Source organism: Actinophytocola sp. (assembly GCF_050699935.1).
Taxonomy (GTDB): domain Bacteria; phylum Actinomycetota; class Actinomycetes; order Mycobacteriales; family Pseudonocardiaceae; genus Actinophytocola.
Map to the genome: position 1 here is coordinate 14839 of NZ_JBOHGB010000100.1, position 10774 is coordinate 25612.

Annotated in this window: 11 protein-coding genes and 2 pseudogenes; 7 read left to right on the forward strand and 6 right to left on the reverse strand. The window is 70.7% G+C overall.

What is annotated here, in order from left to right:
* Nucleotides 1–124: 124 nt before the first annotated feature.
* A pseudogene (locus tag ACRDTB_RS26220) lies at nt 125–406 on the forward strand (DNA glycosylase AlkZ-like family protein); the annotation flags it as partial.
* A 106-nt stretch (nt 407–512) separates the two neighbouring features.
* A pseudogene (locus ACRDTB_RS26225) lies at nt 513–1130 on the forward strand (DNA glycosylase AlkZ-like family protein); the annotation flags it as partial.
* Between the two features lie 19 nt (nt 1131–1149).
* Here the strand turns inward: ACRDTB_RS26225 and ACRDTB_RS26230 are convergent.
* The 5 genes from ACRDTB_RS26230 to ACRDTB_RS26250 all read right to left on the reverse strand — a co-directional run bounded on the left by ACRDTB_RS26230 (nt 1150) and on the right by ACRDTB_RS26250 (nt 5901).
* Nucleotides 1150–1746, reverse strand: coding sequence for a GTP-binding protein (locus ACRDTB_RS26230; protein WP_431434502.1), 597 nt, complete (start codon nt 1744–1746; stop codon nt 1150–1152).
* Nucleotides 1727–2080, reverse strand: a complete 354-nt coding sequence (locus ACRDTB_RS26235) for a DUF742 domain-containing protein (protein ID WP_431434503.1) — start codon at nt 2078–2080, stop codon at nt 1727–1729. The genes ACRDTB_RS26230 and ACRDTB_RS26235 overlap by 20 nt, the downstream gene beginning before the upstream one ends.
* Entirely contained in the window at nt 2077–2475 is a 399-nt protein-coding gene (locus ACRDTB_RS26240) for a roadblock/LC7 domain-containing protein (protein WP_431434504.1), read from the reverse strand. Before ACRDTB_RS26240 ends, ACRDTB_RS26235 begins: the two co-directional genes overlap by 4 nt.
* Nucleotides 2476–2566: 91 nt before the next feature.
* Nucleotides 2567–5053: a sensor histidine kinase gene (locus tag ACRDTB_RS26245; protein ID WP_431434505.1), complete on the reverse strand. Its 2487-nt coding sequence runs from the start codon at nt 5051–5053 to the stop codon at nt 2567–2569.
* 272 nt (nt 5054–5325) lie between these two features.
* Nucleotides 5326–5901, reverse strand: a complete 576-nt coding sequence (locus tag ACRDTB_RS26250) for an HhH-GPD-type base excision DNA repair protein (protein ID WP_431434506.1) — start codon at nt 5899–5901, stop codon at nt 5326–5328.
* Nucleotides 5902–5994: 93 nt separating this feature from the next.
* On the opposite strand from ACRDTB_RS26250, the gene ACRDTB_RS26255 reads away from it, so the two are divergent.
* The 3 genes from ACRDTB_RS26255 to ACRDTB_RS26265 all read left to right on the forward strand — a co-directional run bounded on the left by ACRDTB_RS26255 (nt 5995) and on the right by ACRDTB_RS26265 (nt 8792).
* Nucleotides 5995–6558: a GNAT family N-acetyltransferase gene (locus tag ACRDTB_RS26255; RefSeq protein WP_431434514.1), complete on the forward strand. Its 564-nt coding sequence runs from the start codon at nt 5995–5997 to the stop codon at nt 6556–6558.
* Between the two features lie 443 nt (nt 6559–7001).
* A complete protein-coding gene (locus tag ACRDTB_RS26260; RefSeq protein WP_431434507.1) occupies nt 7002–8222 on the forward strand; it encodes an NADP-dependent isocitrate dehydrogenase in 1221 nt (406 codons plus the stop codon).
* Nucleotides 8223–8450: 228 nt separating this feature from the next.
* Complete coding sequence (locus ACRDTB_RS26265; protein ID WP_431434508.1) at nt 8451–8792, forward strand: SH3 domain-containing protein; 342 nt, start codon at nt 8451–8453, stop codon at nt 8790–8792.
* Here the strand turns inward: ACRDTB_RS26265 and ACRDTB_RS26270 are convergent.
* On the reverse strand, nt 8789–9541 hold the full coding sequence (locus ACRDTB_RS26270) for an MBL fold metallo-hydrolase (RefSeq protein WP_431434509.1): 753 nt from the start codon (nt 9539–9541) through the stop codon (nt 8789–8791). The two genes, ACRDTB_RS26265 and ACRDTB_RS26270, sit on opposite strands and share 4 nt — an antisense overlap.
* Nucleotides 9542–9598: 57 nt before the next feature.
* Between ACRDTB_RS26270 and ACRDTB_RS26275 the strand changes: the two genes are divergently transcribed.
* On the forward strand, nt 9599–10282 hold the full coding sequence (locus ACRDTB_RS26275) for an HD domain-containing protein (RefSeq protein ID WP_431434510.1): 684 nt from the start codon (nt 9599–9601) through the stop codon (nt 10280–10282).
* A 214-nt stretch (nt 10283–10496) separates the two neighbouring features.
* On the forward strand, nt 10497–10772 hold the full coding sequence (locus ACRDTB_RS26280) for a hypothetical protein (RefSeq protein WP_431434511.1): 276 nt from the start codon (nt 10497–10499) through the stop codon (nt 10770–10772).
* Nucleotides 10773–10774 lie beyond the last annotated feature (2 nt).

Consider the following 10774-nt stretch of genomic DNA (forward strand, 5'->3'; position numbering starts at 1 on the left):
ACACTTTGAATTCCGGGGAGGCGGGTTAGTGACCGTCCACGAGCTCTCCCGCACCGAGGCGTGCCGCATCGCCGTGCGCGCGCAGCTGCTCGACAGGGCGCGGCCGGCCGAGCTGCTCGACGTGGTGCGCCGGCTGACCCTCCTGCAGATCGACCCGACCGCCGCCATCGCGCCGAACGCGGACCTCGTGGCGTGGAGCCGGCTCGGGTCGTCGTACTCGCCGGCCGACCTGACCGCCGCGCTCGAGAAGCGGACGCTGCTGGAGCTGCGGGCGATGATCCGGCCGGCCGAGGACCTGGCGCTCTACCGCGCCGAGATGGCCGAGCGGCCCGGTCGCGGGGAGCTGGTCTACTGGCTCGAGCACCGCCGCGACTGGGTGCGCGCCAACGACGCGTGCCGGCGGGACATCCTCGAGCGGCTTCGCGGGTCCGGGCCGCTGCCCTCGCGCGAGCTGCCCGACACCTGCGCCGTGCCGTGGAAGTCGACGGGGTGGACCAAACGACCGCAACGTCACGCAGCTGCTGGAGTTCATGGCGCTGCGCGGCGAGGTCGCCGTCGCGGGACGCGGCGGCCGCCACCGGCTGTGGGACCTGGCGGCCCGGGTCTACCCCGACGACCCGGAGGTCCCGGCCGACGAGGCGCCGCGGATCCGCGACGAGCGGCGGCTGCGCGCGCTGGGCATCGCCCGTGCCTGCGGGCCGGAGTGCCCGGTCGAGCCGGCGGAGGTGGGCGAGGCCGGTGAGCCGGCCGTCGTCGAGGGGGTCAAGGGCACCTGGCGGGTGGACCCGGCCCAGCTGGGCCGGTCGTTCTCCGGGCGCGCGGTGTTGCTGTCGCCCTTCGACCGGCTGATCCACGACCGCAAGCGCACCGTCGAGCTGTTCGAGTTCGACTACCAGCTGGAGATGTACAAGCCCGCCGCCAAGCGCCGGTGGGGGTACTTCGCGCCGCCGATCCTGTACGGCGACCGGTTGGTGGGCAAGCTCGACGCCACCGCCGACCGCAAGGCCGGAGTGCTGCGGGTGGCCGCGATCCACGAGGACGCCCCGTTCACCAAGACCATGAGCACGGCGATCCGGCGCGAGATCACCGACCTCGCGCGCTGGCTCGAGCTGGACCTCACGCTGCCCTGATCAAGTCCATAGTGGACGGTCAGTGGGCTCCGGCCAGGCGGGCCTCCGCCATCACGTGGTGCATCAGCGTGATCAGCACCTGCTTCGTCGAGTCGCGGGCTCGCGCGTCGCAGAGCAGGACCGGGATGTGCGGGTCCAGGTCCAGGGCGCCGCGGACCTCTTCGGTCCCGTAGCGGTAGGTGGTGTCGAAGCAGTTCACCGCCACGACGAACGGCAGGCCCCGGCGTTCGAAGAAGTCCACCGCCGGGAAGCAGGAGTCCAGCCTCCGGGTGTCGGCCAGGACCACCGCGCCCAGGGCGCCGCGCGCGAGCTCGTCCCACATGAACCAGAAGCGGTTCTGGCCCGGCGTGCCGAACAGGTAGAGGATCAGCTCCGGGTTGATCGTGATGCGGCCGAAGTCCAGCGCCACGGTCGTCGTGCTCTTCGCCTCCACCCCGGCCAGGTCGTCCACTTCGGACGATGCCTCGGTGATCAGCTCCTCCGTCCGCAGCGGCGGCACCTCGCTGACCGAGCCGACCAGCGTCGTCTTGCCGACGCCGAAGCCGCCGGCGATGACGATCTTCACCGCCGAGCTCAGCCGCCGTTCGGTGCCCTCTTCAGAGCCTTCTGATGCCATCGAGAACCGCCTGGAGTACGTGTTGGCTGGGAGCTTCGTTCGTCGGCGCCGCGGACCGGAAGATCACCAGGCCCTGCGTGATCAGGTCGCTCAGCACGATCTTCACCACCTGCAGCGGCAGGTCGACCTCGGCCGACACCTCGGCGACCGAGACCGGCTGCTGGCAGGCCCGCAGCGCCTTCGCGTACTCGGGCTGCAGGTCCACCTCGGCCGGCGTGCGCAGTGCCACGACGAGCGTGATCAGGTCGAGTCCGAGCGTGTTCGACCGGGTCCTGCCGCCGGTCACGGCGTAGGGCCGCACCAGTGGGTCGTCGAACCAGGCCTCGGTGCTCATGGCACCGGTCGTCCCATCGTCTCGCGCGGCTTCGCGGACAGCGCCGCACCGACGCGCTTCACCATGAGGTTCATCTCGTAGGCGATCATCCCGACGTCCGCGGACTCGTCGGCGAGCAGCGCGAGGCAGGCGCCCTGTCCGGCCGCGGTGACGAACAGGAACGCGTGGTCCATCTCCACGAGCGTCTGCCGTACCTGCCCGCCGCCGAAGTGCCGGCCGGTGCCGCGGGCGAGGCTCTGGAACGCGGAGGCCACCGCCGACAGATGCTCGCCGTCGGCCTCGGAGAGGTTGGCGGACCGGCCGATCAGCAGCCCGTCAGCGGACAGCACGACGGCGCGGTCCACCCCGGCGACCCGCTTGACCAGGTCGTCGAGCAACCAGTCCAGCTCACTCACGACGGCCCCTCACAGGCTCGGTGCCGCCGCTCGCGGTAGCCCTGTGCTTGATGGTTCGCTCCGCAAGTTCCGCTCACTGCGGTATTGGCCATTACGCACGCTCCCCGTGGTGTCTGTCGCCGTCGGTACCGATGGCCGGCTCCTCCCGGCCCTGCCTCGTGCCCCGCTGGAACGCGGCCAGTCGGCTGCGCGCCTGGTCCGGTGTTTCCTCGCGGGACGTCTCTTGCGACCACGCGGTGGCCGGTTCGTCACGCAGCTGCGGCGCCAGGTTCTGCTGGCGGCGGCGCTGCGGCAGTGGTGGCCGGTCCGGTGCGTGGAGCCCGGCCGGCTGCGGCCGCGGTTGCGGCGAGGACGGTGGTGGCGGTGCGGGCAGTGGGGGCAGCGACTGCATCGGGGGCATCGGCGCCACCCGTGCCGAGGTGACCGTCGGCGGCTCCGGCCTGGCGTGGGCGCCACCGTTGGTCCCGCTTGTTCCGTTGGTGTGGCCGGCGTGCGCGGGCTCCTCGACCGGACGCTGTGGGCGGAACAGGTCCTCGCCGGGGCGTGGCTCCACGACCGGGAGTGGCGGCAGGTCCGCCACCACGGGGATGGGCAGCTTGATCGTAGACGCCGGTTCGGGGGCCGCGGGCGGTGTGGCCGGCTTGTCGTGGCGGCCGGCCGGTTCGGTGGGATCCGGCACGTCGCCGAGCAGCTCGGCGCGGACGAGCACGATCGCGCGAGTGCCGCCGTAGGCCGACTCGCGCAGCGACACCCGGATGCCGTGCCGGGCGGCGAGCCGGGCGACCACGAACAGGCCCAGCCGTGGCTCGGCCGACAGCGCCATGATCCCGAAGTCCGGCGGGTTCGCGAGCATCGCGTTGAGCTCGTCGATCCGGTCGGTCTCGATGCCCAGGCCCTGGTCCTCGATCTCGAGCACCACGCCGCGGCCGACGACGTTGCCGCGCACCTCGACGCGCGAGTCCGGCGGTGAGAACGACGTCGCGTTGTCGATCAGCTCGGCGAGCAGGTGCACGAGGTCGCCGACGACCGGTCCGTTGACCGCGCGCGGCGGCAGCTTGGCGATCTCGACCCGGGCGAACTGCTCGGTCTCGGCCGCCGCGCCGCGGGCGAGCTCGGTGAGGCTCACCGGGTTGCGCCAGCGCCGTCCGGGCTGGCCGCCGCCGAGGATGATCAGGTTCTCCGCGTTGCGGCGTGCGCGGGTGGACAGGTGGTCGAGCTGGAAGAGCATCTCCAGCTGCTCGGGGTCCTCCTGCCCGCGCTCGGCCTCGTCGAGCACCTTGAGCTGGCGGTGCACGATCACCTGGCTGCGGTGGGCGATGTTGAGGAACACCTTGTTGGTGCCCTCGCGGGTCTGCGCCTCCTGCACGGCGGCGGACACCGCGGTCTGCTGCGCCTTGTTGAACGCCTCGGCGACCTCGCCGATCTCGTCACGGCCGTGGTCGAGGAGCTTGAGCGAGTCGTCGACGGAGACGTTCTTGCCCGAGCGCACCTTCTCCACCAGCTCGGGCAGCTTGTGCTCGGCCAGGTCGAGGGACTCGTGGCGCAGCCGGACGAGGCGGTCGATGAGCCTGCGGGACAGCCGCAGCGCGAATACGGACACCGCGACGCCGAGCAGCAGCACGACCACGCCCGCGACGATCGCGCGGATCAGCGTGTTGTCGACCTTGTCCAGCGCCTCCGCGTTGGTCTGGTCGTTCTGCGTGGACAGCATCGCCATCAGCGCGCCGCCGACGTCCGCGGCGGCCGAGCGCCAGAGGTCTTCGCTGACGGGGATCTCGTTCCTGCCCTGGATCAGCGCGTTCTCCACGGACATCAGCCGCTGCCAGGCGGGGCTTTCCCGCAGCTGCTCGTACTGCTCCTGCACCCCTTGGTTGGCGAGCGGGACCGCGGCGTCCAGCTGGAGGTGGTAGGCGCTGACCTGACCCTGGAAGGTGCGGAAGTCGACGGCCGCGAGCCCGCGGCCGACGATGTTCGCCGCGGCGAGCGCGTCCGCCCGCTGCATCAGGTCCGCGCCGGTGAGCAGCGGCGCGACGACCACCTGCGCGTACGCGGTCTCCGCGTCCGGGGCGAACAGCGCGAGGCCCTGCGAGCCCTGGATGAACTGGTCGACGATCTGGTTGTAGAAGGCGAACGACTCGCGCAGGCCCACCTGGCCGCCGTCCACGCGGGCACGCAGCTCGGGCAGCTGGGCCATCAGCGCGGCGAACTCGGCGATGTCGCGCCGGACGGAGTCGGGCGCGATGTCGGACAGCTCGCCGAGCTTCACGCGGACCTGGCCGACCACCGCGTCGGTCCGGGTGCGCTGCCTGATCAGGTCGGACTGGAACGTGCCGAAGCTCGCCAGGTGGCGCAGCGTCAGCCGGCGCTCCTCCTGCAGCGACAGGATCAACGGCAGCGCGCTGTCCTGGGTCTCGCTCGCGAGGTTGTAGTAGCTGCGGGTCTTCGCCGCGTCATAGATGAGGTAGCCGGCGCCACCGATCGCGGCGAGCAAAAAGACGAAGCACGGAACGAGCGCGATCGTGAGTACGCGCGCGCGAATGGAGTGAGCCCGGCCACGCCGGATGGAGGTCTTCTTCACGCGGTCCGCTATCCTTCCGGCGCTTTCCAGGGGTTGCCGCTATAACTTGGGTTCCGTGCACCCGAGTTACCCTCCGGACCCGCCGGGAACGGTAAACAGACGTCGTGATCGGAGTCAAATACCTGTTATGGCGTCTCTTCGCGGTGTACGCATGAAGACGGAAAAGCACCAACATTGACGGACGGTGTCTTATCAGAATGTATGCGCTATCTCGCGACGAATAGTGTCGCGTCGTGTACGGATCGTGGTTCAGCCGTACGGCGGCTACCGTTTCAGCGCTTTTTGGCCTTGGCCGCGGCCTTCATTTCCTTCTTGTATGCCCGCACATGCTGGAGACTGGTCGGGTCGGTGATGTCGGCGACACTCAGGAAGGCGCCCTTGGTCGCGTAGTCGCCGGCGGCCTTCTCCCAGCCGGCCGCCTCGAGGCCACGCTGCTTGCCGAGCAGGGCGAGGAAGACCTTGGCCTTGGCCTCGCCGAAGCCGGGGAGTGCCTTGAGCCGCTTGAGGACCTCGGCGCCGTTCGGGCCGCCCTGGGTCCAGATGTTCTCTGCGCGGCCGTCGTAGTCGTCGACGATGGCGCGGCACAGGGCCTGTACCCGCTTGCCCATCGAGCCGGGGAAGCGGTGGATGGCCGGCGGCGTGGCGCAGAGCGCGAGGAACGTCTCCTCGTCGTGGTCGGCGATCGTGCGTGCGTCGAGCGAGCCCATGCGTTCGAGGATCTTCTGCGGCCCGGCGAACGCCACCTCGATCGGGATCTGCTGGTCGAGCAGCATGCCGGTCAGCAGGGCCAGCGGCTCGCGCTCGAGCAGTGCGTTGGCCTCGGGGTTCTCGGTGAGCCAGATCGCCATGCGGTCATCATGGCACGGCCCACCGACGATCGTGGCAGGCGCGGGCCGTTCGCCCAGCGCGCCGTCCGCGCCGCGGTGGCTATGTTGGCGGGTGTGCTGCGACCGTCGTACCCGATCGTCACCGACCGCCTGATCCTGCGCCCGTTCACCGAGGACGACTTCGAGGCGATGTACGCGTACCAGAGCCTGCCGGAGGTGGCCCGGTACCTGTACTGGGGGCCGCGCGACCGCGCCGCCACGGCCGAGGCGCTCAAGCTGCGGATGTCGATGACGGTGCTGGAGAGGGAAGGTGACTCGCTCGTCCTCGCGGTGCTGCTGCGGGAAACCGGCGAGCTCGTCGGCGACGTGAACCTCGCGTGGCAGTCGGAAGCGCACCAGCAGGGGGAGTTCGGCTTCGTGTTCGACCCGGCCCACCACGGGCGTGGCTACGCGGCCGAGGCCGCCGTCGAGATGCTCCGGCTCGGGTTCGAGGGGATCGGGCTGCACCGGATCATCGGGCGCTGCGACGGGCGCAACGAGGCGTCGGCGAAGCTGATGGCGAAGCTCGGCATGCGGCGTGAGGCCCACTTCGTGCGCAACGAGATCGTCAAGGGCGAGTGGACCGACGAGGTCGTGTACGCGATGCTCGCCGACGAGTGGGCCGCGCGGGTCTCTTAGCGCACGGTGTTCAGCAGGGCGGCCGCGGTCGGTCCCGTCCGGCTCGGCGGGCAACTCAGGGTGCGGCAGTCACGCGCCCGCACCGCGCTGACTTAGGCCCAAGGTTGGCGCCGTCGATGCCGCGTGATCGCCCGTGTCGCCTGCCGATCGATGGCCACCCACTCACCAGCCGCCCCTCGATCGCCCCCGTGGATCGCCGCCCCGTGGATCGCCGCCCCGTGGATGGCGGCCCCCACCCTCTCCGGGGGCCACCCCACCACGCCAGTCTACCGGTGGGGGCTGACAGTGGATCTTGGTTGGCGGTTTGTGTGGACAGGTCGGCGGGTTGTGGACAAGTTCGTGCGGTTGGCCGGTGGCGCACGGCTAACAGTACGCATGTACCGTTTGGGTGGGCTAACAAGAGGTACGCGCGTGATGAGGACGCGAGAGGAGCATCCCGGCACATGGCCAAGATCAAGGTCCAGGGGACGGTCGTCGAGCTCGATGGCGACGAGATGACCCGCATCATCTGGCAGTTCATCAAGGACAAGCTGATCCATCCCTACCTGGACATCAACCTGGACTACTACGACCTGAGCATCGAGCACCGGGACGCCACGGACGACCAGGTCACCGTCGACGCGGCGAACGCGATCGCCCGGCACGGGGTCGGCGTGAAGTGCGCGACGATCACCCCGGACGAGGCGCGGGTCGAGGAGTTCGGCCTGAAGAAGATGTGGCGCAGCCCCAACGGCACGATCCGCAACATCCTGGGCGGCGTGATCTTCCGCGAGCCGATCGTCATCTCGAACGTCCCCCGGCTCGTGCCCGGCTGGACCAAGCCGATCATCGTCGGCCGCCACGCGCACGGCGACCAGTACAAGGCCACCGACTTCAAGGTGCCCGGCCCCGGCACGCTGACGATGACCTACCAGCCGGCCGACGGCGGCGAGCCGATGGAATTCGAGGTCGCGCAGTACCCGGAGGGCGGCGGCGTCGCGGTCGGGATGTACAACTACCGCACGTCCATCGAGGACTTCGCGCGCGCCTCGTTCCGCTACGGCCTCGAGCGCAAGTTCCCGGTCTACATGTCGACCAAGAACACGATCCTCAAGGCCTACGACGGCATGTTCAAGGACGTCTTCGCGGAGATCTTCGAGACCGAGTTCAAGAGCGACTTCGACGCCGCCGGCCTCACCTACGAGCACCGGCTCATCGACGACATGGTCGCCGCCGCGCTCAAGTGGGAGGGCGGCTACGTCTGGGCGTGCAAGAACTACGACGGCGACGTCCAGTCCGACACCGTGGCACAGGGCTTCGGCTCGCTCGGCCTGATGACCTCGGTCCTGATGACGCCGGACGGCAAGGTCGAGGCCGAGGCCGCGCACGGCACGGTCACCCGCCACTTCCGCCAGCACCAGCAGGGCAAGCCGACCTCGACCAACCCGATCGCGTCGATCTTCGCGTGGACCCGGGCGCTCGAGGCGCGCGGCAAGCAGGACTCGACCCCCGAGGTCATCGGGTTCGCCGAGACGCTCGAGCGGGTGATCGTCGAGTCCGTCGAGAGCGGCAAGATGACCAAGGACCTGGCGCTGCTCGTCGGCAAGGACCAGGAGTTCCAGACCACCGAGGAGTTCCTCTCGACGCTGGACGAGAACCTCCGGCAGCGCATGGCGTCCGCCTGACCGATCGGTGCACGGCGCGTTCTCCGCGATGAACGGTCCGAACGCGCCGATCACCGCACATGCACGTGCCGTGACAGACGGTGCCGTGGGTCGCCCGTGCGTTCCATCCTGCGAGTGGTTCGCCGGGCGGCTCGTTCCCAACTCGACCGGGCTGGGATATATCTGGATCGCGGGCAACTGCGCGGGCAGTCGCGCGGGCAACACAGTCGGGCTTGGGGAGCGGTTCCGGTGAAGATCAAGTGGAGCGGCAAGCGCACCCTGATCGCGGCGGCGTTGCTGGTGGGCGTCCTCTGGCTCTACGCCATGGGCTCGGAGCAGCGGCGCGGCGACGACGACGGCGGTGCCGACACCACGTCGAGCACCACGCAGTGCCGCGTCGAGGCGACCGTCGACGGGCTCAACGTCCGGTCCGCGCCAGAGCTCGACCCGAACAACATCGTCGGCGAGATGAACCTCAGCGACCAGGCCGACGCGGAGAAGACCCAGGAGAACGGCTTCCGCAAGCTCGCCGAGGGCCGCTGGGTGTCCGTCGAGTTCATCGAGACCGTCGAGGGCCGTGACTGCGGCTAGTGTCGTGGCCGGCCCAACCAGTCGATCACCAGATCCTCGTCGGCGGCGATGATCTCGCCGGGAAACGTCTCCGCGGCCTGCCGCAGCGACACGCCCCGGTCGCTGCCCGGCCAGAAGTGCGTGAGCAGCAGCCGTCGCGCGCCCGCCCGCCGCGCCCACTCGCCCGCCTCGCGGGCGGTCAGCACGTTCCTCGGCTCGCCCGGCGCCGGCTCGGCCTGCAGTGTCGCCTCCATGATGTAGAGGTCCGCGTCCGCGCCCAGCTCCGCCAACCGCGGGTCCGGGCCGGTGTCGCCGGTATAGGCGAGCGTCCGGCCCGGCGTGGTGAGGCGGACGCCGGCGTTCGGCACGTGGTGTGGCAGCGCGATTCCGTCCACTTGGAACGGTCCGACCCGACGGCCGCCGGGCAGCTCGTGGACGTCGAACAGCTCCGCCAGGCGCGGGCGCGGCTCGAGCGTGTCGACCACCGACGCGACGTCCGGCGGGCACAGCAGCGGGATGCGCGGCAGCACCCGCTCGCCGTAGTGGCGCACGCGCAGCAGGCCGTTGAGGTCCACGCAGTGATCGCTGTGCCGGTGGGTCACCACGACCGCGTCGACGGTCCCGTTGGGGCAGTGCCGCAGCAGCCGCGGCAGCGTCGCGAAACCGAGGTCGAGGACGAGCCGGAAACCGTCGTGCTCCACGAGGTAGCCGCTGCACGCGCGGCCGGGCTCGGGCCAGGCGGCGCACGAGCCGAGGACGGTGACCTTCACGAGCGGCCACGCTAACGCGGTTGCCCGGGCGCGCGGGCGGTTGAGAGGGTCACATGCGTGAACCTCGCCGGAGATCCGCTGCTGACCGAACGCAATCCGCTCCCCGCCACGCTCGACCCGCGCATCGCCGCGCAGCTGACCTTCCTCATCGAGGTCGACCGGCTCAAGACCGTGCTGCGCCAGTCGCCGCTGGTGGCAGCGCAGCGCCGGGAGAACGACGCCGAGCACTCCTGGCACCTCGCGCTCATGGTGATCCTGCTCGCCGAGCACGCGGACGAGCCGGTCGACGTCGGGCACACGGTCAAGCTCGTCGTCGTGCACGACCTGGTCGAGATCTACGCGGGGGACACGCCGCTCTACGACGACGTCGGCGCGCGGACCCAGGAGGAGCGCGAGCGGGCGGCCGCCGACCTGCTCTTCGGGCTGCTGCCCGCCGGCCAGGCCCGCGAGCTGCGCGCGCTCTGGGACGAGTTCGAGGCCCGCGAGACTCCCGAGTCGCGGTTCGCCAAGGCCATGGACCGGCTCGAGCCGTTGCTGCTCAACTGGATGGCCCGCGGCGGGACCTGGCAGACGCCGGGCGTCACGGCCGACGTCGTGCGGGCGCGCAAGGCGCACATCGGGGCCGCCTCGGCCGTGCTCGGGGAGACCGCGCGGATCATCCTCGACGAGGGCGAGCGGCGTGGCTGGGTCCGCTCCCCGGAGCACACCGGCGACGGCCGTCCGGCGGCACCCCCCGCGTGACCCCGCGCACACGACAGGTCTAGTCTCCAGCGCATTGACCGATCGGACTAACGGCACCTCCACGGGCAGCCACAGCCGGTAGGCATTCCGCCCCCAAAGACCCCCTGTCGGGGGTACTACGACGGTGATGAACGCAGGAGGCGCATCAGTGCGCAACCGAGTTGCCCTGGCGGCTGCCCACACCCGGGCGGCCGTGTCGAGCACGCTGGTTCGGATGAGTGCGGTCATGGCCCTGGTGGCCGCGCTGGTGGCCGCCGTGCTCGTGATGGCGGCCCGGCCGGCGTGGGCGGCCGATGAGCAGGTCGCCGCGGAGACCGCCTCCGTCGATCTCGCCGGTCCGGTGGGCATCGCCGCGGTGGCGCTCGGCTTCGGCGGCCTGGTCGCCGGCCTGCTGCGCCACCGGCGGCGGGACACGAGCACCGCCCTGCCGGTTTCGCAGCCGGTCGCCCAGCGGCCCGGCGACTCCAACAGCGGCGAGCACGCGGCCTGACG